The organism is Pseudomonas emilianonis (genome assembly GCF_023072625.1).
GTDB classification, from domain to species: Bacteria; Pseudomonadota; Gammaproteobacteria; order Pseudomonadales; family Pseudomonadaceae; genus Aquipseudomonas; species Aquipseudomonas paraveronii.
The window spans coordinates 1-21,205 of sequence record NZ_JAKNRV010000057.1; the positions used below are offsets into that span (position 1 = coordinate 1).

Genomic DNA, 21,205 nt, shown 5'->3' on the forward strand with positions numbered 1-21,205 from the left:
TGGGTGATCGCCTGATCGAGCTCGCGACGTCGCTGGTGCTGCTGGTGGGCCTGGCGTGGGTGATCCTGCGCGGTTCGGCGAAGCTGCCATTGGCGCTGTTCTTCGGGATCAACGCGGCGTTGCTGTGCGCGTTGTCGGTGGTGTTCGCCGGGCACGGCGTGAAGGCGTTGCAGGAAGCCGGCATCTTCGGCACGCGGCCGGTGGCATTCTTTGACTTCGACTGGCTGGGTATCCACGCCGATGCCTACTCGTTGAGTGCGCAGGTCGTGGCGATCCTGGCGATTGTGGTGATGTACGGCCGCAGTCGGATCGCCGACAAGCGCCGGTTGGCGGCATAAGCATGCGCGTGTGGATCGACGCCGACGCCTGCCCGCGGGCGGCCAAGGACCAGGTGGTGAAGTTCGCCCTCAAGCGTCAGTTCGAGGTGGTGCTGGTGGCCGGGCAGAGCCAGATCAAGCCGAGCTTTGCCTGCGTGAAACTGATCGTGGTGCCCAGCGGCCCGGACGCAGCGGATGACTACCTGGTGGAGCACGCGGTGCCCGGTGAGTTGGTGATCTGCAGCGATGTACCCTTGGCCGACCGCCTGGTGAAGAACGGCGTGACGGCGCTCGATCCGCGTGGCAAGGAGTTCAGCCCGCAGAACATGAGTGAGCGGTTGGCGGTGCGCAACCTGTTCACCGATCTGCGCGAGCAAGGCCAGATGGGCGGTGGTCCACCGCCCCATGGGGAAAAGGACAAGCAAGCGTTTGCCAACTCACTCGACCGTCTCCTTACGCGCTTGATGCGGGCCGATTAGTCGTTCTCGTGGGTCAGCTCAAGCACCCGATCCACCAGCTTGTTGATGCCTGACGCGACTTCACTGATGTTCTTGCCAAGCATATAGGCCGGCGTGCTGACCAGCTTGCGCGCCGTGTCTTCGACGATATCCTCTACCGTGCATTCCTGATGGTGGGCGCCCATCTTGTCCAGGGCGGCGGCGGTGTCGGTATCGTTGCCGATGGTGCAGGTCACGCCCGGACCATAGATTTTTGCGGCCAGGGCTGGCGAGATGCAGATCAGCCCCAGCGGCTTGCCCGCTTCGACAAAGGCTTCGGCCAGCGCCAATACCTGCGGGTTGAGGCTGCAACCGGCGCCTTCGATGGCAAAGTTCGACAGGTTCTTCGCCGCGCCAAACCCGCCAGGCACGATCAACGCATCGAAATCCTCGGCGTTGGCTTCAGCGATGTCCTTAACCTCGCCCCGGGCAATGCGGGCGGACTCCACCAGCACATTGCGCGACTCGGGCATTTCTTCGCCCGTGAGGTGGTTGATCACATGCAACTGCGCAATGTCGGGGGCAAAGCATTGGACCTGAGCGCCGCGCTGATCCAGGCGCAGCAGGGTGATCACGCTTTCGTGGATTTCTGCGCCGTCGTACACGCCACAGCCGGAAAGGATCACTGCAATCTTTTTGCTCATGGGCATTTCTCCTGATTCATGGCGTTAAATGTCTACTAATTTGTCATCTGTTGCCAATGGGAACTCCCGCCGCAGCACCTAATCTTGAGGCAATAAAAACAGACCGGACTAGCCCATGGACTTCGTGCCTTACGCGGTGCCGTTTTTCATCGCCTTGATCGTGGTTGAACTGCTCGCCGACCGTTGGCGCGGGGCGCGCAACTACCGGGTGGCGGATGCCATCAACAGCCTCAGCACCGGCGTGCTGTCCACCACCACCGGGCTGCTGACCAAGGGCGTGGGGCTGCTGACCTACGCGTTCGCCCTCAAGCACCTGGCGCTGCTCGAGTTGTCGGCCCAGAGCGTCTGGACCTGGGTGTTTGCCTTTGTGTTCTACGACTTCTGCTACTACTGGCTGCATCGCTGCGGGCATGAGCGCAATATCCTGTGGGCCGCGCACTCGGTGCATCACCAGAGCGAGGACTACAACCTCACCACCGCCTTGCGCCAGACCAGCACCGGCTTTCTGCTGAGCTGGATCTTCTACCTGCCCCTGGCCGTGCTCGGCGTGCCGCTGCTGGTGTTTATCAGCGTAGCCTCGCTCAACCTGCTGTATCAATTCTGGGTCCACACCCGCCACGTGCCCAAGCTCGGCTGGTTCGAGTGGTTCTTCGTCACGCCGTCCAATCATCGGGCCCACCATGCACAGAACGCTCTCTACATGGATCGCAACTACGGCGGGGTGTTCATTATTTGGGACCGGCTGTTTGGCTCGTTTCAGGAAGAGGACGATAACGAGCCGGTGATCTTTGGCGTCACCACCCCCTTGGCCAGTTGGAACCCGCTGTGGGCCAACCTGCAGTTCTATGCGCAGTTGTGGAGTGATGCGCGGCGCACGCAAAGCCGCTGGGACAAGCTGCGTATTTGGTTCATGCGCACCGGTTGGCGGCCCGCCGATGTGAAGGCCAACTACCCGTTGGCCAAGCCGGATTTGAGCCAGTTCCGCAAATTCGAGGTGCCGCTGGATACGCGACAACAGGTGTACGTCGCCCTGCAATTTGCGGTGTATGTGGGGTTTGGCAGTTATCTGATGAACGTCGGGGAAGGGCTGCCCACGACGGCACTGGTGCTGGGCTGGAGTGCGATGGCGCTGGGCTTGTTTTGCGTGGGCGTCGCCCTGGAGAACCGCCCGTGGGCGTTGAGGGCGGAGCTGGTGCGCCTGGGGCTGAATGTGCCGCTGGTATGGCTGGCGCCGCTGGTCGGGCTATGGCCGGCCAGCCACCTGGGCTGGCTGGGCCTTTTGAGCTACAGCTTGCTGAGCCTGATGGGCCTCTACTGTTGCAGAGGCCGGCTTACTCGGCTGGCGTCTTAGGCGGCTCGACCGGGCTGGTTTCGGCCGGGTGTGTAGCCGCCAGTCGGGCCTTTGCATCGGCACAGGCTTGACGGGCGATGCGCGCGTTCTTGAACCGCCGCCGCAGCCAGAGAGCCAGGCCCAGCAGTAACAAAGCACCCAGCACCCACAGCTCGTACTTCTTGATGCTGCCCAGCATGCCTTCCAGGACCGCGCCAAAATGGTACGCCGCCGCGGCGAGCGCCGCCGCCCACACCGCCGCGCCAATGCCGTTGAGCAATAGGTAGCGCAAGGGCGGATAGCCGGACAGGCCAATCGCCACGGGCATCACTGTGCGTAATCCGTAGACGAAGCGAAAGCTCAGCACCCAGATATCCGGGTGCTTGCGGATATGTTCCAGGGCCTTGTCGCCCATCAATTGCCAGCGCGGCTTGCGCGCCAACAGTTTGCGGCCGTGCTTGCGCCCCATGTAGTACCAAAGCTGGTCGCCGGCGTAGCTGCCGAAAAAGGCAACGACCACCACCAGGTTGATATCCATATATCCACGGAACGCCAGGAAGCCTGCGAGAACCAGTATGGTTTCGCCTTCGAAGAACGTGCCTAGGAAGAGGGCAAAGTAGCCGAAGTCATGCAGAAATTGTTGAAGCATGGTCTGGGTGCTGGCGAAATGAACGCGCAGCCTACGCCTTCGTGAACATTCATGAAAGTATCGAGATGTGTCACGAAGTGAACATTTCCTACATAAACGCCGAATGCGACTACAGGTCGCATGGATAAGCACAACTGTCATTCCTTCGTCATAATGGCCGCTTATAACTGCAACACTCGTCCGTAAATGCGGGCTCAGGAGTCTGTCGTGAGCTTTACCCCTGCCAATCGCCTGTTCCCCGCCACCCGTCTGCGCCGCAACCGTCGTGATGATTTTTCTCGCCGTCTGGTCCGTGAAAACGTACTGACCACGAACGATCTGATCCTGCCGGTCTTTGTGCTGGACGGGGAAAATCGTCGGGAAGCCGTGGCGTCGATGCCGGGTGTAGAGCGCTTGAGCATTGATCTGCTGCTTGAGGAGGCGGCGAACTGGGTGGAACTGGGGATTCCAGCGTTGGCGCTGTTCCCGGTGACGCCTGCGGAACTCAAGTCCCTCGATGCTGCCCAAGCCTGGAACCCGCAAGGGATCGCCCAACGCGCCACCCGCGCGTTGCGTGAGCGCTTCCCGGAGTTGGGGGTAATCACCGATGTGGCCCTGGACCCGTTCACCACCCACGGGCAGGACGGCATCCTGGATGAAGAAGGCTACGTGCAGAACGACATCACCGTCGACGCGCTGGTCAAACAGGCCCTGTCCCATGCTGCAGCCGGGGCCCAGGTGGTCGCGCCGTCGGACATGATGGACGGCCGCATCCAGGCGATCCGCGAAGCCCTGGAGCTGGCCGGCCACGTCAATGTGCGAATCATGGCTTATTCGGCCAAATACGCCAGCGCCTACTACGGCCCGTTCCGCGATGCGGTGGGCTCGGCGCTGAACCTGGGCAAGGCCAACAAGGCCTCGTACCAGATGGACCCGGCCAACAGCCAGGAAGCCCTGCACGAAGTGGCCGCCGACCTGGCCGAAGGTGCCGATATGGTGATGGTCAAGCCCGGGATGCCCTACCTGGACATCCTTTACCGAGTCAAAGAAGAATTCAAGGTGCCGACCTTTGTCTATCAGGTCAGCGGTGAATACGCCATGCATATGGCCGCGATCCAGAATGGTTGGTTGAGTGAAGGGGTGATCCTCGAATCCCTGACAGCCTTTAAACGTGCCGGCGCTGATGGCATTCTGACCTACTTCGCCGCCCGCGCTGCCCAATTGCTTAGAGAGCAACAATAGCCCTCACAGGAACACTCGATGAATACCGAAGGACTCTCAGAAGTTGCCGTAAAAGACGCCCACCCGGTGGTTGAACAAGTCGCCGAGACCCCGCCGGAGCTGGAACCGCCTGTGGTGGTCGCCGAAGCGCCTGCTCCGGCGCCCGCGCCCGTCGTGGTGACCAACCTGGATGACAGCAGCCTGTACATCCACCGCGAGCTGTCACAGCTGCAATTCAACATCCGCGTGCTGGAGCAGGCGCTGGATGAGTCCTACCCGTTGCTGGAACGCCTGAAATTCCTGCTGATTTTCTCCAGCAACCTGGACGAGTTCTTCGAGATCCGCGTCGCCGGCCTCAAGAAGCAAATCACCTTCGCCCGTGAACAAGCCGGCGCCGATGGCCTGCAACCGCATCAAGCCCTGGCACGCATCAGCGATCTGGTACACGGGCATGTGGATCGCCAATACGCAATCCTCAACGACATCCTGCTGCCAGAACTGGAAAAACATCAGGTCCGCTTTATCCGTCGCCGTCACTGGACCACCAAGATCAAGACCTGGGTGCGTCGCTACTTCCGCGACGAAATCGCGCCGATCATCACGCCGATCGGTCTCGACCCGACTCACCCGTTCCCGTTGCTGGTCAACAAGAGCCTGAACTTCATCGTTGAGCTGGAAGGTATCGACGCCTTCGGTCGCGATTCCGGCCTGGCGATCATCCCGGCACCGCGTCTGCTGCCACGGATCATCAAGGTACCGGAAGAGGTGGGGGGCGCTGGCGATAACTATGTATTCCTGTCGTCGATGATCCACGCGCACGCCGATGACCTGTTCCAGGGCATGAAGGTCAAGGGCTGCTACCAGTTCCGCCTGACCCGTAACGCCGACCTGGCGCTGGACTCCGAAGACGTCGAAGACTTGGCCCGCGCCCTGCGCGGTGAGCTGTTCTCGCGGCGCTACGGCGACGCGGTGCGCCTGGAAGTGGCCGACACCTGCCCGAAACACCTGTCGGACTACCTGCTCAAGCAATTCAACCTCGGCGAGAGCGAGCTGTATCAGGTCAACGGCCCGGTCAACCTGACGCGCCTGTTCAGCATCACCGGCCTGGACAGCCACCCGGAGCTGCAATACACGCCGTTCACGCCGCAGATCCCGAAACTGCTGCAAAACAGCGAGAACATCTTCAGCGTGGTGAGCAAGCAGGACATCCTGCTGCTGCACCCGTTCGAGTCCTTCACCCCGGTGGTCGACCTGCTGCGCCAGGCCGCCAAGGACCCGCATGTATTGGCGGTCCGCCAGACCCTGTACCGCAGCGGCGCCAACTCGGAAATCGTCGATGCGCTGGTAGATGCCGCGCGTAACGGCAAGGAAGTCACCGCGGTGATCGAGCTGCGTGCGCGGTTCGACGAAGAGTCCAACCTGCAACTGGCCAGCCGCCTGCAAGCGGCCGGCGCGGTGGTGATCTACGGCGTGGTCGGGTTCAAGACCCACGCCAAGATGATGCTGATCCTGCGCCGCGAAGCCGGTGAGATCGTGCGTTACGCGCACTTGGGCACCGGCAACTACCACGCTGGCAATGCCAAGCTCTACACCGACTACAGCCTGCTGACCTCCGACGACGCCTTGTGTGAAGACGTCGGCAAGTTGTTCAGCCAGTTGATCGGCATGGGTAAGACGTTGCGCATGAAGAAGCTGCTGCATGCGCCGTTCACCCTGAAGAAGGGCATGCTCGACATGATTGCCCGCGAGACCCAGTTCGCCCTCGACGGCAAACCGGCGCACATCATCGCCAAGTTCAACTCGTTGACCGATCCGAAGATCATCCGCGCGCTGTACAAGGCCAGCCAGTCCGGCGTGCGCATCGATCTGGTGGTGCGCGGCATGTGCTGCCTGCGGCCGGGCATCGTTGGGGTCTCGCACAACATCCATGTGCGCTCGATCATCGGGCGCTTCCTGGAGCACACGCGGGTGTTCTACTTCCTCAACGGCGGCGAAGAGCAGATGTACCTCTCCAGCGCCGACTGGATGGAGCGCAACCTCGATAAGCGCGTAGAGACGTGTTTCCCGGTGGAAGGCAAGAAGCTGATCATGCGGGTCAAGAAAGAGCTGGAAAGTTATCTCACCGATAACACCCACAGCTGGAGTCTGCAGTCGGACGGCCGCTACGTGCGCAACACGCCGACCGGCAACCAGAACCCGCGCAGCGCCCAGGCGACGTTGCTGGAGAAACTGGGTAGCCCGATTCTCGCGGTGAATTAACCCAGGCTGGCTCAGGCCCAATGTGGGAGGGGGCTTGCCCCCGATGGCGGTGGTTCAGTCAAAGTACCAAGTGACTGACACACCGCCATCGGGGGCAAGCCCCCTCCCACATTTTTTTCGGTGCTGTCTAGATCGAGTTAGTGCACGTTCAGGCTGAAGCCCACCCGCGTCAGCCATTCCGCTTCCTGGGCGAAGTCCGCCTGGGTCAGCTGGTTTTCTTCCAGCCAGCCTTCCGGGAACACCACGTCGAGGCTGTCGCCGCTGGCGCGCAGGGTCACCTGGGGCATTTCCTGGGTGCCACGGATGTGGTGGAACAGGATCGCAAAGCGCAGCAGCACGCACAGGCGGATCAGCTTGATGCCTTCGTCACCGAATTCGGCGAACTTGTCCTTGGGGATATTACGGCGATGGCCGCGTACCAGCAGTGCGAGCATCTGCTGGTCTTCCCGGGAGAAACCGGCCAGGTCGGAGTGCTCGATCAGGTAGGCGCCGTGCTTGTGGTAATGGTAGTGGGCGATATCCAGGCCTACTTCATGCACCTTGGCCGCCCAGCCCAGCAGTTCGCGCCATACGCCGTCTTCCAGGTCCCAGTCCGCAGCCACCTGGTCGAAGGCATGCAGGGCTTTGCGCTCCACGCGGGCCGCTTGTTCCAGATCGACGTGATAGCGCTCCATCAACGAGCTGAGGGTGCGCTCACGCACGTCCTCGTGGTGATGACGGCCGAGCAGGTCGTAGAGCACCCCTTCGCGCAGGGCGCCGTCGCAGTGGTCCATGCGTTGCAGTTCGAGGGCGTCGAAGATCGCTTCGAGAATCGCCAGGCCCGCCGGGAAGATCGTGCGGCGGTCAGGCTTGATGCCATCGAAGTCGATTTTCTCGGCATCGCCCAGTTTGAACAGCTTGCGCTTGAGCCACGCCAGGCCTTCGGCGTTGACCTCGCCGGTGCCATGGCCGCCGGCTTTCAAGGCCAGGCCGATGGCACGGATGGTGCCGGACGAACCGATGGCTTCATCCCAGGTCAGGCGATGCAGCGCGTGCTCGATGCTCATGATCTCCAGCCGCGCCGCCGTATAGGCCTGTGCATAGCGCGCCGGGGTGATCTTGCCGTCCTTGAAATAACGCTGGGTATAACTGACGCAGCCCATCTGCAGGCTTTCGCGCAGCAGCGGCTCAAAGCGCTGGCCGATGATGAATTCGGTACTGCCGCCGCCGATGTCCGCCACCAGGCGCTTGCCGGGGGTGTCGGCCAGGGTGTGGGACACGCCGAGGTAGATCAGGCGCGCTTCTTCGCGTCCGGAGATGACTTCTACCGGGTGCCCGAGGATTTCCTCGGCGCGGCGGATGAACTCGCCACGGTTACGGGCTTCACGCAACGCGTTGGTGCCGACGATTCGCACAGCGCCCAGGGGCATGCCGTTGATCAATTGGGCAAAACGCTTGAGGCAATCGAGCCCTCGCTGCATGGATTCTTCATTGAGCTGGCGCGCGTCGTCGATTCCGGCAGCCAGTTGGACTTTCTCGCCTAGCCGCTCAAGGATGCGGATTTCGCCGTTCTGGGCCTTGGCCACGACCATGTGAAAGCTGTTGGAGCCCAGGTCGATGGCGGCGATCAGGGACAGATTCTTGGCTTGGGATTGCGGCATGGTTAGGGGGTCTCGGTCGATAACCTCACCATCGTGCCACGATCGACCGCTGGAGCCAACGCGTAGCGCTTCGCTAATTTTCCTATGACTGTCTGTGAGGAACTCTTGTGGGAAATGTAGGGTGGGTTTCTAAATTTGCCCTGAATGATGTTTTAGTTTCGTAGGAATTTTTAACTAGTTGTCGTTGTAAAAATTTTTGTGATTTGCCCTACAGGGTTATTGTTTGAAATCCTTTGGTTTTTTTGTTTTGGACTACCTCGTATTTGGGTAAAGGCGACTCTTTGTTTTTACAGCTCCCACACTAACTGATGTGTTATCTGATTCTTTAATGAGGGGCCAAAGCGACAGACTGTCACTCGGCAATATTGCCTGGGTGTTATTTATTTATAGTCGTGCAGGTCCAGAGAAATAAGCCGTTCGGCGCTGGGCTTGCTAAGAAGAAAATAAAGAACGCCTGATAACTTTCAGTGACAGGTCAAATATGAAAAAAATTGTTGGATTGACTCTCGGTCTCGCTTGCCTGGCTGCGGCCATCAGCGCACAGGCATCTACCGTTGCCCAGTTGTCCGTCAGGGGCACGATTACACCCGCTGCCTGCAACCTCAGCCTGACCGGGAGTGGCACTATCGATTACGGCACCATCCGCTCCGGTGAACTGTCCCAGACCGCGTTCAACCCGCGAGAGGAGAAAACCACCTCCCTGTCCGTCAGTTGCGGCACTACCCCGGCCAAGTTCGGGCTGAAACTCACCGACCTGCAGGCTGGCAGCAAGGTGACGGGCATTCTCGGTGCGGGTTTCACTGAAGCACAGAACTATGGCTTGGGTCTGGTCTCGGGCCGGCGAACCGGTGGCTATTCGGTCACTCTCAGGGACCTTCGGTCGTCGAGCACCGCGCTGTTTCCAATCATGCGTGTCGGCACCGGTACCTGGCAGAACAGTGATGGCAAAGTTACTCAAGCCCCTACCCAGTATTCCTGGCGCAGCAGCACCACGGTTACACCGGCTTCAATCTCTCAACTGACTGGCACCATCGCGGTGAAGGCAGTGATCAACAAAGGCCAGGACCTGGACCTGAGCCGCGACATTACCCTTGATGGGCGCGCCACCCTTGAACTGAGTTACATCTAAACGACCCAACAGCAGCCGATCAAGAAACTAACTATTTCTTATCGGCTGTTTTCATGTGAGCGGTCAGTTGCCATTTGCTCAACGTCATGGTCACGGGGAATACCGAGTGCGTAGTCTTTCAATAATAAATAGTGTGCTGTTATGGAGTGTAAGTGCATGTCTCTGTTTTGCCACTGTTGCAGTAGCGGACGGCATGCAGCCGGAAACCACAGTGGTGGTGCTTTATGAGGAAGATGGCGAGGCCACAATAAATATCAGGAATACCGATTCGGGGCCGGCGTTACTTCATTCGGTAGTGGAAAATGTGCCCGAGGACCCGGAACCGTTATTAATTGTCACGCCTCCCATCACCCGCGTGGAGGCCGGCGAAACGCAGCTTGTGCGCTTCATCAGTACCTTGAAGGAACCGCTGAAGACCCAGCGGTTGAAGCGCGTATCTTTCGAGGGGATTCCCCAGGCGCGTGCCGCAGGCGGTGCGACGATCGGTATCACCCTGCGACAGAATTTGCCGCTGATTCTGCACCCCAAAAGCCTGCCTCGGCATCAAGCACCCTGGGAGCTGCTCACCTGGAAGCGGACCGGGTCGCGTCTAACGGTTCACAACGACAGCGCCTACGTGGTGCGGTTGGCGCCCCAGGTGCAGCTACTTCCGCGGCAGGTCCTGGCGACGTTGCCGCGTACCTACATTTTGCCGGGGGAGGCGTTGACGGCGAAGGTTGACGGAACGTTGGACGGCTTGGCTGAAGTCGAGATCCAGCCCGCCACGGTCTACGGGTTTTCAGTGGACAGCTACCGCGCCCCGATCAGTGCCGAAGGGGATTGAGCGGCTCATGACAAACCTGTCGAGTAACAAATCTACGATTTTTATCCGGCCTCGCCGCCCCACGCTGCTCATTGGGTTCGCGACGCTGTGGAGCTTGCCCGGCCTGGCCCCGGCGCTGGAGTTGGGCGAGGGTTTCGACCTCGCGGCACTGACCACCCACGGCATTGACCCGAAGGTCTCCGACTACTTCCGCAGTGCGGCGCGTTTTCGCGAAGGCGTCCAGGTGGTGGGGCTGCGGGTCAACGGGAACCCGCTCGGGTCAGTCGATGCGCGGTTCGATGCCCAGGGGCAATTGTGTTTCACCCCGGGCTTGCTCGAGAAAGCCGGGTTGGTGCAGCCCCGCGCCGTTGTCCGCGAAGGCGCCTCACCGGACCAGGCCTGCCATGACTTCCTGGGGGCCTTTCCGACGACGATGGTTCGGCTCCGGCCCGGTATCGATGAGGTGGCACTGGTGGTGCCGACCCAGGCATTGCATGCACCCCAGTGGGAGGCCGGGCACTTTGCCCAGGGCGGCGCAGCGGCGATGTTCAACTATGACGTGCTGGGTTTCGACAGCCGTTCGCGCAGTGGGCCCAGCCGGTTCGTGTCGGCCTACACCGAAGCAGGCTTCAACCTGGGCGACTGGATTGTGCGCAGCCGTCAGTTTTATGTGTCTGACAATGGTGAAGCCCGTACCGAACACCTGTATGCCTACGCCCAGCGGGATATCGCCGCGTTGCAATCGACTTTTCAGATGGGCCAGCTCTCCAGCAACAACCCGCTGTTTGGTGGTATCCAGTTGTCCGGCATCCAGTTTTCCCCCGATGGTCAGTCGCGGGCGCCGGCAGGCAGCAACAACGCAGTCGTCGAAGGTCTGGCCCAGAGTCAGTCGCGGATTGAAGTGCGCCAGTCCGGCGTGCTGATCCATAGCACGCTGGTGCCCGAAGGCCCCTTCCGGCTGACGGGGTTGCCTTTGCTCAATGGCACCAGCGACCTCGACGTCAGCGTGATCGATGTACGCGGCGCCAAGCGCAGTTTCGTGGTGCCGGCGGCGTCATTCGCGGGAGCGGCCCCGGCGGCGCCCGGTTATTACTTTTCCCTCGGCAAGGTGCGCGAAAATATCGACGCGCAGGCTCCGTCACCGATGGTCGCCATGGGCAGTGGCACCTGGGGCCTGGGGCGTGAATCGTCGGCGGGGTTTGGCTTGTTGAGTGCCGAAGAGTACTGGTCGGCAGGCGGCACCCTGAGCAGCGTGTTTTTCCAGCGGGTTGCCGTTGGCGCTCGTCACAATGTGTCCCGAGACAGCCGTAACGCCGTGTCGGGGGGGCGTAGCAGCGTGTCGGCGAGCAGCCCGGTGTATGCCAACTTAGACGTCAACGTCAGCGCAACCACCCAGACCCGAGGTTATCGCGAGGTACTTGAAGCGGGCCGGTCGTTCAAGGCCGGCGAACTGGATTCGCGTTTCAAGAACCAGTACACAGCGGGCATGAGTTGGGTTGATCCCACGCTGGGCGTGTTCTCCCTGGGTTATTCGCGCAGTGCGCAGTTTGACCGGCACACGGCCGAGCATGTGTTTGCTTCGTGGAACAAGTCGTTCAGCTACGTCGATGTCGCGTTGATCGCCGATTCGCAGGTGGGCGGTACACGGCCTCGCCGTGATGCAGCCGCTGCCGGCGACCGGCGCGATAGCGCTGAGGACAATGATCTGTCGGTACGACTGCAGATCAGCGTGCCGCTGGGTGGTGATCGTCGTGTGAACAGCTACGTCAGTCGGCGTGGCGACCAGTCCCGCGTTGGTACGGCGCTTAGTGAGCGGGTCAATGAGTATGTGAATTACGAGGTGGGCGTCGAACGCGACCTTAGCGCCCGCGAGCAGTCGGTTCACGGCCATGTGGACTTGCTGCCACGCTACACCCGCGTCGGCCTGGGCGTCAGCCGGGATGCGCTGGGCACCGGTTATACGGGGCAGTTGCAAGGCGGCATCGTCGCGCACGAAAACGGCCTGACATTTTCGCCCTATGCCGTGCAGGACACGTTTGGCATCGTCTCGGTGGGGGATGTCGGTTCTGCAAAAGTCGAAACCCCGCAGGGGCCGGTGTGGACTGACTTCACCGGGCAGGCGGTGATTGCCGGTTTGCCCGCGTATGCCAATAGCCGCGTCGAAGTGCAGACGCAGTCGTTGCCCAGACGGGTTGACCTGAGGAACGGGACCCAGGTGCTCGCCGCCGGTCGCGGGTCCTTTAATACCGTCGCGTTCGATGTGGTGACAGTGCGCCGCGTGCTACTCACCGCCAGTGACCAGCACGGTCGGCCGTTGCCCCAGGGCGCTTCGGTGTTCGGCAAGGATGACCGCTTCCTGACCAGCGTGGCGGGCGAGGGCATGATTTTCCTGAATGACGTCAATGAGTCGCAAAGCCTGCGGGTTTCGTTGCCGGACTCTTCCACCTGCCTGCTAAGCCTTGACCCCGGAACCAAACCTGATCATGACAAGTTCTATGAGACCACGACGGCGGTGTGCCATGGCCGGTAAGTGGAAAAGTGCATGTTTCACCCTGTTCTGCAGCCTGTTGATGGCCCAGGGCGTGCGCGCTGAAAACTGCCGGTTGTCTGTGAGCCAGCCGCGCATCGACTATGGCGTCATTCGCCGGGAGGCCCTTGTCGAAAGCGCCTCCGTCGCCCTCGGCACCCGCACGCTGCATCTGAACGTCGCGTGTGCGCAGCCTTCGGTGATGGCGTTGCGGTTCATCGGTGCGGCGGACGGGCAAGGTTTCCGGTTTGATCGCCAGGGGCGTATGCGTATGCATCTCAGGCATGCTCAGGTGGATGGGCGCGCCGTGGAGTGGGAAGTGGCGCACCTGCCCGGTGAAACGGTCAGCGGGCAGTTGTTACCGGGCCAGGTCCTGGTGGCACGTGCGGGAGGCCAAACGGTGCTCGGCCAGCGACTGACCGCCCAGGTCGATGTCGATATCGACCTGCCTTCCGATGCCCTGCAGGTACGCAGTCAGACGCGGCTGGAGGGGCAGGGCACCTTTGAGCTGGTCAGCCCGGCTGTCCCACTGAGCCGATGAAGTTGGCCAGCTCGGGCGTTCTGGGATTGGCGAACAGTGCCTGGGGCGGGCCCACTTCATGCACCTTGCCCTGGTGCATGAACACAAGCTTGTCGCCGACTTCGCGGGCGAAACGCATTTCGTGGGTCACCATGATCAGGGTCATGCCGTCCTTGGCCAGTTGGCGCACCACGCTGAGCACTTCGTTGACCAGTTCCGGGTCCAGCGCCGAGGTGATCTCGTCGCACAGCAGCACCTTGGGCGACATGGCCAGTGCGCGGGCTATGGCGACGCGTTGTTGCTGGCCGCCGGACAGGCGATCAGGAAAGGCATCGAACTTCTCCCCCAGGCCGACCCGCTCCAGCATCTGTCGCGCCAATTGGGCGGCCTTGGCCTTGGGCACTTTCTGCACCACCTGCGGCGCGAGCATGACGTTTTCGCCCACCGTCAGGTGCGGGAACAGGTTGAACTGCTGGAACACCATGCCGACTTTTTGTCGCAGGCTGCGCAGGTCGGCGCGGGCGGCGTCGAGGTATTCGCCGTCGACTTCGATCACACCGTCGTTGATCGACTCCAGGCCATTGAGGGTGCGCAGCAAGGTCGACTTACCCGAGCCGCTGCGGCCGATGATCGCGACGACCTGGCCTTCTTCAACGGTCAAGTCGATGCCCTTGAGCACGTGGTGATCGCCGTAATACTTATGCAGGGCGGAAATTCTAAGCAGAGGCATGCAGTCTCCTTTCCAGGTAGCGCGCACTGAGGGACAAGGGGTAACAGAGCAGGAAGTAACCGAGGGCCACCAGGCCGTAGACCATAAAAGGCTCGAACGTGGCGTTGGCGAGCATGCCGCCGGTCTTGGTCAGTTCGGTGAAGCCGATGATTGAGGTCACGGCAGTGCCTTTGACCACTTGCACCGAGAACCCCACGGTAGGTGCTACGGCAATCCTCAGGGCCTGGGGCAGGATCACGTAGCGCAGCTGTTCAAGCGGATTCAGGGCCAGGCTGGCCGACGCTTCCCACTGCCCGTGGGCGATGGAGTCGACGCAGCCGCGCCAGATCTCGGCGAGGTAGGCGCTGGTAAACAAGGTCAAGGCAATCGCCGCCGCCAGCCAGGGCGAGATATCCACCCCAAGCAGGGCAATGCCGAAAAACACCAGGAACAGCTGCATCAACAGCGGCGTGCCCTGGAACAGTTCGATATAGGTGCGGGCGACATTGCGTGTGAAGGCTTTGCGGCTGATGCGCATCGTCATCACCAGCAGGCCGATCAGGCCCCCGCCTACAAACGCCACCAGCGACAGCAACAGCGTCCATTGCAGGCCGATGAGCAGGTTGCGCACGATGTCCCAGAAGGAAAAATCACTCATCGGCTGTTCCTCATCACAAACCGGCGACCGATCCAGTTGAGCAACTGGCGAATCATCAGCGCCATGCACAGGTACACCAGGGTGGTCAGGGCATAGGTTTCAAAGGCGCGGAAGTTGCGCGACTGGATAAAGTTAGCGGCAAAACTCAGCTCTTCGGTGGCGATCTGCGAACACACCGCCGAGCCGAGCATCACAATGATGATCTGGCTGCTCAGGGCCGGCCACACCTTGCCCAGCGCCGGCAGCAGGACCACATGGCGGAACGCCTCGAAGCGCGTCATCGCCAACGCGGCGGCGGCCTCTAGCTGGCCACGGGGGATCGCCTGGATGCCGGCGCGGATGATTTCGGTGGAATAGGCGCCCAGGTTGATCACCATTGCCAATACCGCCGCTTGCCATTCGGTGATTTTCAGCCCCAGGGAAGGCAGGCCGAAGAAGATGAAAAACAACTGCACCAGAAATGGCGTGTTGCGGATCAACTCGACGTACACCCCGAAGAACCAGGCGAACGGCTGGATTTTCCACGCCCGCACCGCCGCGCCGACGGTGCCCAGGGCGACCCCCAGGATCGCACCGATCGCCGTCAGTTCAAGGGTGAACAGGGCGCCGCGCAACAGCAGGTCGGTATTGGCCAGCACCGGCACAAAGTCGAATTGATAGGCCATGAATCAGCTCCGTCGCAGGCTTCAGAGATCAGCAGGCAGGGGTTCTTTCAGCCACTGCAGCGCGTTTTTTTCCAGGCTGCCGTCGGCCTTGGCCGCGATCAGGATCTGGTTGACCTTCTCCAGCAGCGCCGGCTCGTTCTTGTTCACGCCCACGTACACCGGCGAATCCTTGAGCTTCACTTTCAGCGCCGGCACGCGTTTCGGGCTGCGCTCGCTGATCGCAACCATCACCACGTTGCCGCTGGCGATCAGGTCGACCTGGCCGGCCAGGTAGGCGGCGATGGTCGAGTTGTTGTCTTCGAAGCGTTTGATCGTGGCTTCCTTGGGCGCGACGGCCGTCAGCTCGATGTCTTCGATGGCGCCACGGGTCACGCTGATGGTCTTGCCCTTGAGGTCGTCGATGCTGCTGATGGCGGCATCAGGCGGGCCGAATACGGCCAGGTAAAAGGGCGCGTAGGCCTTGGAGAAGTCGATGACCTTTTCCCGCTCGGGGTTCTTGCCCAGGCTGGAGATCACCAGGTCGACCTTGCCGGTCGTGAGGAACGGGATGCGGTTGGTGCTGTTGACCGGGGTCAGCTCCAGTTTGACCTTGAGCTGGTCGGCCAGCAGCTTGGCGGTGTCGATGTCCAGGCCGCGTGGTTTCATGTCGGGGCCGACCGAGCCGAATGGCGGGAAGTCCTGGGGCACGGCGACCTTCAAGGTGCCGCGGGCAACGATATCGTCCAGACCGTTGGCCTGGGCGGGTGCCTGGCTCAGCATCAGGCTGGCAAACAGGGCGGTGAGCAGGGCGCTGTAGCGCTTGGTCATGGGAACTCTCCGAGAAGGGCGAAGGGATATTCTGTTTTTGCCCAGTGCACAGCCCATGCCATGACTGCTCGGATTGTCTGCAAGGCCGGGATTTGTTGCGTTGTGGTGGTCTTACTGGTCTGAACAGTGAACACGCTTTTCGCACCGTTTTCGAGCGCCGGCAAAACCGCGCGAGCCCCTTTGGGGCGTGGCTTGCCGCCAGGCGCGAATAGCTTTACAACTACTCGCTCAGTTGTCTGGAACCTTGAGTTTTTTATGAATTCCATCGCCCAAGCGGTACCGGAAGCGGCCTTGCAGGCCATCCGCAAACTGATCAAGGAGCAAGGCTTCGGGCCGGGCGACGCACTGCCATCCCAGCGCGACCTGGCGCTGCAGTTGGGCGTGAGCCGGGCGTCATTGCGCGAGGCGTTGTCGTCCCTCAGTGCCTTGGGGGTGGTCAGCGTGCAGCCGGGCAAAGGCGTGTTCGTACAAGAGGCGCAAGACTCGCCGGGGTTTGCGTGGCCCTTCGCGGCCCAGGCGACGCCGCTGGATATCTTCCAGTTGCGCTATGCCCTGGAGGGGTTTGCGTCGGGGTTGGCGGCCGTCACGCTGACCATCGATGAGCTGGACCGCCTGGAAGATAATGTCGAAGCCATGCGCAAGGTGCTCAAGGCCGGCGACTTCGAAGCCGCCGCCCGGCTGGACTTCGAATTCCACCAGCGCCTCCTCCTGGCCAGTGGCAATCAGGCGATGGTCAGCATCCTGAGTGCCAGCGCCGAGGTGTTCCTGGAGAGCCAGAAGCTACCGTTCATCCGGCCGGAACGGGCCATGGAAACCTGGCAGGAGCACCGCAGAATTCTGCGCGCGCTGGCCCGTCGCGCCAGTGCGGCGGCACAGAAAAGCATGCAGGAGCATGTGCGCAATGCGGCGTTGCGCACGGGGATTGCCTTTGTGACGCCGGTATCTCCGTGAGCGGGGCGATACCCAAACTCATGCAACACCATAGCAAGACTCAATCAGAGGCGGCTTCCTGAACGGGGGAAGGGCAGCTATGATGGGCCACGTTTTTTTTGCTTACAATCCGGAGACATCCATGAGCAACGATCTTATCAAGCACGTCACTGACGCGACCTTTGAGGCCGAAGTACTCAAGGCAACTGGCCCGGTGCTGGTTGACTACTGGGCTGAATGGTGTGGCCCTTGCAAAATGATCGCTCCGGTTCTGGACGAGATTGCAACCACCTACGACGGCAAGCTGACCATTGCCAAGTTGAACATCGACGAAAACCAGGAAACTCCGGCCAAGCACGGCGTGCGTGGTATTCCGACGCTGATGCTGTTCAAGAACGGCAACGTGGAAGCGACCAAAGTGGGCGCGTTGTCGAAGTCCCAGTTGGCGGCATTCCTCGACGCGAACATCTAAGCGTCGTCAAAAAAGCCCCGCAATTTGCGGGGCTTTTTCGTGAAACAGGGCTAGACGCTCCGAAATTCAGGTGGTACATTCGGCCCCGCACTGGTTTCTCCACTGCCCCCTGCAAGCCGTCGCCGACGCATTCCTTTTCGATTAGTACGCGATCATGTCGCCTTCTCTGCGGCGCGGCCTCATTAAGCCAAAAGCTTAATTTCCCCCCTCCATAAATGATTACGTCATTCCTATATGAATCTGACTGAACTCAAGCAAAAGCCGATTACCGACCTGCTCCAATTGGCCGAAGAGATGGGCATAGAAAATATGGCCCGTTCGCGCAAGCAGGACGTGATTTTCTCCCTGCTCAAAAAGCACGCGAAAAGCGGCGAGGAAATTTCCGGTGATGGCGTGCTGGAGATTCTCCAGGACGGCTTCGGCTTCCTCCGCTCTGCGGACGCTTCCTATCTCGCCGGCCCAGACGATATCTATGTCTCGCCGAGCCAGATCCGTCGCTTCAACTTGCGCACCGGTGACACCATCGTTGGCAAGATCCGCCCTCCGAAGGAAGGCGAGCGTTATTTCGCCCTGCTCAAGGTCGACACGATCAACTTCGATCGTCCCGAGAACGCGAAAAACAAGATTCTCTTCGAGAACCTGACCCCGCTGTTCCCGACCGTGCGCATGAAGATGGAAGCCGGCAACGGTTCCACCGAAGACTTGACCGGTCGTGTGATCGACCTGTGCGCCCCGATCGGCAAGGGTCAGCGTGGCCTGATCGTCGCACCGCCGAAAGCCGGTAAGACCATCATGCTGCAGAACATTGCAGCGAACATCGCGCGCAACAACCCTGAAGTTCACTTGATCGTGCTGCTGATCGATGAACGTCCGGAAGAAGTGACCGAAATGCAGCGCACCGTGCGCGGCGAAGTGGTTGCCTCGACGTTCGATGAGCCGCCAACCCGCCACGTGCAGGTTGCCGAAATGGTGATCGAGAAGGCCAAGCGCCTGGTCGAACACAAGAAAGACGTGGTGATCCTGCTCGACTCCATCACCCGTCTGGCCCGTGCCTACAACACCGTGATCCCGAGCTCCGGCAAGGTATTGACCGGTGGTGTCGATGCCCACGCCCTGGAGAAACCGAAACGTTTCTTCGGCGCCGCGCGCAATATCGAAGAAGGCGGCTCGCTGACCATCATCGCTACCGCGCTGGTTGAAACCGGCTCGAAGATGGATGAAGTGATCTACGAAGAGTTCAAGGGTACCGGCAACATGGAACTGCCCCTGGACCGTCGTATCGCTGAAAAGCGTGTGTTCCCGGCCATCAACATCAACCGTTCCGGCACCCGCCGCGAAGAGTTGCTGACGGCCGACGACGAACTGCAGCGCATGTGGATCCTGCGCAAGCTGCTGCACCCGATGGACGAAGTCGCCGCCATCGAGTTCCTGATCGACAAGCTGAAAACCACCAAGACCAACGACGAGTTCTTCCTGTCGATGAAGCGTAAGTAATACGACGTTTCAGGTCCAAAAAAATGGCGCCCTCCGGGGCGCCATTTTTTTTGTATCGAGAAAGGGAGGTTTGAGCGTCACGAGTGTCAGTTATGAAACAAAAAAGGTGAGTGCGGCTACGCTCATCCCCATTCGTTTCTGGCTGATATCTAGATATATGACCACTCTTGCTTACCGAAGAGACATTGATGGTTTGCGTGCCATTGCTGTTCTCGCAGTCGTGCTGTTCCACTTTGGAGTTCCGGGCGTTACTGGCGGCTTTGTCGGGGTAGACGTTTTTTTTGTGATTTCCGGCTTTTTGATTACATCGATCATCTGGCGTGAACGCCAAGTGGGGCGGTTCAGTTTCGTCGACTTCTGGGCGCGACGCGCCCGGCGTATCCTGCCGGCGTTGTTCGTGATGATGGCCGCGACACTGGCAGTGGGCTGGTTTTTGCTGGCGCCCAAGGACTACGAAGCGCTGGGGCGGTCGGCGCACTACCAGGTCACCTTTACCTCCAACCTCCTGTTTGCCCGCCAGGACGGCTATTTCGATGCGGCTTCCGACATCAAGCCATTGCTGCATACTTGGTCGCTGGCGGTAGAAGAGCAGTTCTACATCCTCTTTCCACTCCTGCTGACCCTGCTTTCAAGTCGTTTGAAACACTGGCGTCTGGCGTTGTTCGCGGTGTTGCTGGTGTCATTTGGCATGAGTGTCTGGGCGGTTTCCCATCAGCCGCAGAAAGCGTTCTACCTGCTGCACTTGCGTGCCTGGGAATTGCTGGCCGGCGCCGTGCTGGCGGTCATGCCCAGGTATGAATGGCGCGCTTCACCGTCCCTGACACAAGGGGTCAGCCTGGTGTCCCTGGCATTGATCCTGACCGCCATATTCGGTTTTGACCGACATACACCGTTCCCAGGCGCGGCGGCTTTGCTGCCGGTGTTGGGCGTGGTCGGGTTGATCTGGGCCAATGGGCAGCAAGCCACCTGGGTCGGGCGGCTGCTGAGTTCGCGGCTAATGGTGGGCCTGGGGCTTATTTCTTATTCCTGGTACCTGTGGCACTGGCCGGTGTTCGTGTACGCCAATTACGCAGCGGTTGATGGCTTGAGCGCGGCTGAATTGGGCGGCTTGATGCTGCTGAGCCTGGTGCTGGGTTATTTGTCCTGGCGCTTTGTGGAGGCGCCGTTTCGGGAAAAACGTCTGCTGCCCGGGCGCAAGGCTATCCTGGTTGCTGCCGCAGCCGGCATCCTGTGCTTCGGCATCACCGGTCTGGCATTACGTGAAACCAATGGCGTGCCTTGGCGCTTGTCCGAACAGGCACTACGTTATGCCCAGGCGAAGAAATGGGGCCCGGAGCTGACGGCCTGCCTGGAGGACAAGAACACTCCGGATGACCGGTCGTTCTGCCACTTCGGTCCGCAGGGCCGCTCGGTGTCCGCAATGGTCTGGGGCGACAGCCACGCCACGGCGCTGATTCCAGCGCTTGAGGACGCGGCCAAATGGCACGATATCAGTCTGGTTCAGGCCAGTTTTGCCGGTTGCATGCCGTTGGACGGTCTGGAAAACATCACCCAGTGCGCGCATTTCAACCAACGCGTCGAGAAGGCCCTGGCCGAGCAGTCGTTCAGCGATGTAGTGCTGGCAGCGCGCTGGAGCCTGTACCTTTATGGGCAAATGTCGGGCGATAAGGAGCACGCGCTCAAGGACCCGAGTACTGGTGAGTACGTGCGCGCCGTGGCGGAGCAGCGCTTCGCCGAGGGCCTGCGTGAGCGCATCAGAGGGTTGCGCGCCGCCGGGCATCGCGTGTGGCTGGTCAAGGAGGTCCCGCTGCAGAAAATCATCGTGCCTTACCGCCTCAGTCGCCTGGCCATGATGCACCGCCCGGTCGACGGGGAAGGGCTTCCCGTGGCCGAGCATGAACAGCGCCAGGCCTTCATTACTCGGCTATTCAACGCGTTGGCGGCGGCCGACATTTG

The 21,205-nt window shown here is 60.8% G+C and carries 19 protein-coding genes and 1 pseudogene; 13 read left to right on the top strand and 7 right to left on the bottom strand.

Annotated elements, in window-relative coordinates:
• Together L9Z73_RS08945 and L9Z73_RS08950 are read left to right on the top strand one after the other, a co-directional pair.
• A pseudogene (locus tag L9Z73_RS08945) lies at window positions 1-338 on the top strand (cystathionine gamma-synthase); the annotation flags it as partial.
• Window positions 339-340: 2 nt separating this feature from the next.
• On the top strand, window positions 341-796 hold the full coding sequence (locus L9Z73_RS08950; protein WP_247398861.1) for a YaiI/YqxD family protein: 456 nt from the start codon (window positions 341-343) through the stop codon (window positions 794-796).
• Here L9Z73_RS08950 and elbB read toward each other — a convergent pair.
• Window positions 793-1,458, bottom strand: coding sequence for an isoprenoid biosynthesis glyoxalase ElbB (gene elbB / locus L9Z73_RS08955; RefSeq protein WP_247398864.1), 666 nt, complete (start codon window positions 1,456-1,458; stop codon window positions 793-795). The two genes, L9Z73_RS08950 and elbB, sit on opposite strands and share 4 nt — an antisense overlap.
• A gap of 115 nt (window positions 1,459-1,573) precedes the next feature.
• Between elbB and L9Z73_RS08960 the strand changes: the two genes are divergently transcribed.
• Complete coding sequence (locus L9Z73_RS08960; RefSeq protein ID WP_247398867.1) at window positions 1,574-2,809, top strand: sterol desaturase family protein; 1,236 nt, start codon at window positions 1,574-1,576, stop codon at window positions 2,807-2,809.
• On the opposite strand, the gene L9Z73_RS08965 is transcribed toward L9Z73_RS08960, so the two are convergent.
• Window positions 2,790-3,437: a DedA family protein gene (locus L9Z73_RS08965; protein ID WP_247398870.1), complete on the bottom strand. Its 648-nt coding sequence runs from the start codon at window positions 3,435-3,437 to the stop codon at window positions 2,790-2,792. The genes L9Z73_RS08960 and L9Z73_RS08965 overlap by 20 nt on opposite strands.
• A gap of 207 nt (window positions 3,438-3,644) precedes the next feature.
• On the opposite strand from L9Z73_RS08965, the gene hemB reads away from it, so the two are divergent.
• Both hemB and ppk1 read left to right on the top strand, forming a co-directional pair.
• On the top strand, window positions 3,645-4,658 hold the full coding sequence (hemB, locus tag L9Z73_RS08970) for a porphobilinogen synthase (RefSeq protein ID WP_247398884.1): 1,014 nt from the start codon (window positions 3,645-3,647) through the stop codon (window positions 4,656-4,658).
• 18 nt (window positions 4,659-4,676) lie between these two features.
• Complete coding sequence (ppk1, locus tag L9Z73_RS08975) at window positions 4,677-6,896, top strand: polyphosphate kinase 1 (RefSeq protein WP_247398886.1); 2,220 nt, start codon at window positions 4,677-4,679, stop codon at window positions 6,894-6,896.
• Window positions 6,897-7,033: 137 nt separating this feature from the next.
• Here ppk1 and ppx read toward each other — a convergent pair whose 3' ends face one another.
• Window positions 7,034-8,536 (bottom strand): exopolyphosphatase, encoded by a 1,503-nt coding sequence (gene ppx / locus L9Z73_RS08980; protein WP_247398889.1) that lies wholly within the window; start codon window positions 8,534-8,536, stop codon window positions 7,034-7,036.
• 481 nt (window positions 8,537-9,017) lie between these two features.
• Here ppx and L9Z73_RS08985 point away from each other — a divergent pair, with 481 nt between their 5' ends.
• From L9Z73_RS08985 to L9Z73_RS09000, 4 genes are all read left to right on the top strand, one after another.
• Window positions 9,018-9,665, top strand: a complete 648-nt coding sequence (locus tag L9Z73_RS08985; protein WP_247398891.1) for a DUF1120 domain-containing protein — start codon at window positions 9,018-9,020, stop codon at window positions 9,663-9,665.
• A 133-nt stretch (window positions 9,666-9,798) separates the two neighbouring features.
• Window positions 9,799-10,488, top strand: a complete 690-nt coding sequence (locus L9Z73_RS08990) for a fimbria/pilus chaperone family protein (RefSeq protein ID WP_247398916.1) — start codon at window positions 9,799-9,801, stop codon at window positions 10,486-10,488.
• Window positions 10,489-10,495: 7 nt separating this feature from the next.
• On the top strand, window positions 10,496-12,997 hold the full coding sequence (locus L9Z73_RS08995; RefSeq protein ID WP_247398894.1) for a fimbria/pilus outer membrane usher protein: 2,502 nt from the start codon (window positions 10,496-10,498) through the stop codon (window positions 12,995-12,997).
• Window positions 12,987-13,535, top strand: a complete 549-nt coding sequence (locus tag L9Z73_RS09000) for a hypothetical protein (RefSeq protein WP_247398897.1) — start codon at window positions 12,987-12,989, stop codon at window positions 13,533-13,535. Before L9Z73_RS08995 ends, L9Z73_RS09000 begins: the two co-directional genes overlap by 11 nt.
• On the opposite strand, the gene L9Z73_RS09005 is transcribed toward L9Z73_RS09000, so the two are convergent.
• From L9Z73_RS09005 to L9Z73_RS09020, 4 genes are read right to left on the bottom strand one after another with little or no spacing between them, the layout of a single operon-like run.
• Window positions 13,507-14,244, bottom strand: coding sequence for an amino acid ABC transporter ATP-binding protein (locus L9Z73_RS09005; RefSeq protein ID WP_017845136.1), 738 nt, complete (start codon window positions 14,242-14,244; stop codon window positions 13,507-13,509). The genes L9Z73_RS09000 and L9Z73_RS09005 overlap by 29 nt on opposite strands.
• A complete protein-coding gene (locus L9Z73_RS09010) occupies window positions 14,231-14,881 on the bottom strand; it encodes an amino acid ABC transporter permease (RefSeq protein WP_247398900.1) in 651 nt (216 codons plus the stop codon). The genes L9Z73_RS09005 and L9Z73_RS09010 overlap by 14 nt, the downstream gene beginning before the upstream one ends.
• Complete coding sequence (locus tag L9Z73_RS09015) at window positions 14,878-15,546, bottom strand: amino acid ABC transporter permease (RefSeq protein ID WP_247398902.1); 669 nt, start codon at window positions 15,544-15,546, stop codon at window positions 14,878-14,880. Before L9Z73_RS09015 ends, L9Z73_RS09010 begins: the two co-directional genes overlap by 4 nt.
• Window positions 15,547-15,567: 21 nt before the next feature.
• Window positions 15,568-16,353, bottom strand: a complete 786-nt coding sequence (locus L9Z73_RS09020) for a transporter substrate-binding domain-containing protein (protein WP_247398905.1) — start codon at window positions 16,351-16,353, stop codon at window positions 15,568-15,570.
• Window positions 16,354-16,608: 255 nt separating this feature from the next.
• On the opposite strand from L9Z73_RS09020, the gene L9Z73_RS09025 reads away from it, so the two are divergent.
• The 4 genes from L9Z73_RS09025 to L9Z73_RS09040 form a co-directional block, all read left to right on the top strand.
• Complete coding sequence (locus L9Z73_RS09025; RefSeq protein ID WP_247398908.1) at window positions 16,609-17,304, top strand: FadR/GntR family transcriptional regulator; 696 nt, start codon at window positions 16,609-16,611, stop codon at window positions 17,302-17,304.
• A 121-nt stretch (window positions 17,305-17,425) separates the two neighbouring features.
• Complete coding sequence (trxA, locus tag L9Z73_RS09030; protein ID WP_247398910.1) at window positions 17,426-17,755, top strand: thioredoxin TrxA; 330 nt, start codon at window positions 17,426-17,428, stop codon at window positions 17,753-17,755.
• Window positions 17,756-17,989: 234 nt separating this feature from the next.
• Window positions 17,990-19,249 carry a transcription termination factor Rho gene (rho, locus tag L9Z73_RS09035; protein WP_003176825.1) on the top strand — a complete coding sequence of 420 codons (1,260 nt, stop codon included), beginning with the start codon at window positions 17,990-17,992 and terminating at the stop codon, window positions 19,247-19,249.
• A 157-nt stretch (window positions 19,250-19,406) separates the two neighbouring features.
• Window positions 19,407-21,205: acyltransferase family protein (locus L9Z73_RS09040; RefSeq protein ID WP_247398913.1), on the top strand; the 1,799-nt coding region annotated here is incomplete at its 3' end.

What these genes read in the sequence shown, in the direction of transcription:
- L9Z73_RS08950 (WP_247398861.1), top strand. Translation starts at nt 341, where the DNA reads ATGCGCGTGTGGATCGACGCCGACGCCTGCCCGCGGGCGGCCAAGGAC.
- elbB (WP_247398864.1), bottom strand. Translation starts at nt 1,458, where the DNA reads ATGAGCAAAAAGATTGCAGTGATCCTTTCCGGCTGTGGCGTGTACGAC.
- L9Z73_RS08960 (WP_247398867.1), top strand. Translation starts at nt 1,574, where the DNA reads ATGGACTTCGTGCCTTACGCGGTGCCGTTTTTCATCGCCTTGATCGTG.
- L9Z73_RS08965 (WP_247398870.1), bottom strand. Translation starts at nt 3,437, where the DNA reads ATGCTTCAACAATTTCTGCATGACTTCGGCTACTTTGCCCTCTTCCTA.
- ppk1 (WP_247398886.1), top strand. Translation starts at nt 4,677, where the DNA reads ATGAATACCGAAGGACTCTCAGAAGTTGCCGTAAAAGACGCCCACCCG.
- ppx (WP_247398889.1), bottom strand. Translation starts at nt 8,536, where the DNA reads ATGCCGCAATCCCAAGCCAAGAATCTGTCCCTGATCGCCGCCATCGAC.
- L9Z73_RS08985 (WP_247398891.1), top strand. Translation starts at nt 9,018, where the DNA reads ATGAAAAAAATTGTTGGATTGACTCTCGGTCTCGCTTGCCTGGCTGCG.
- L9Z73_RS08995 (WP_247398894.1), top strand. Translation starts at nt 10,496, where the DNA reads ATGACAAACCTGTCGAGTAACAAATCTACGATTTTTATCCGGCCTCGC.
- L9Z73_RS09000 (WP_247398897.1), top strand. Translation starts at nt 12,987, where the DNA reads ATGGCCGGTAAGTGGAAAAGTGCATGTTTCACCCTGTTCTGCAGCCTG.
- L9Z73_RS09005 (WP_017845136.1), bottom strand. Translation starts at nt 14,244, where the DNA reads ATGCCTCTGCTTAGAATTTCCGCCCTGCATAAGTATTACGGCGATCAC.
- L9Z73_RS09010 (WP_247398900.1), bottom strand. Translation starts at nt 14,881, where the DNA reads ATGAGTGATTTTTCCTTCTGGGACATCGTGCGCAACCTGCTCATCGGC.
- L9Z73_RS09015 (WP_247398902.1), bottom strand. Translation starts at nt 15,546, where the DNA reads ATGGCCTATCAATTCGACTTTGTGCCGGTGCTGGCCAATACCGACCTG.
- L9Z73_RS09020 (WP_247398905.1), bottom strand. Translation starts at nt 16,353, where the DNA reads ATGACCAAGCGCTACAGCGCCCTGCTCACCGCCCTGTTTGCCAGCCTG.
- L9Z73_RS09025 (WP_247398908.1), top strand. Translation starts at nt 16,609, where the DNA reads ATGAATTCCATCGCCCAAGCGGTACCGGAAGCGGCCTTGCAGGCCATC.
- trxA (WP_247398910.1), top strand. Translation starts at nt 17,426, where the DNA reads ATGAGCAACGATCTTATCAAGCACGTCACTGACGCGACCTTTGAGGCC.
- rho (WP_003176825.1), top strand. Translation starts at nt 17,990, where the DNA reads ATGAATCTGACTGAACTCAAGCAAAAGCCGATTACCGACCTGCTCCAA.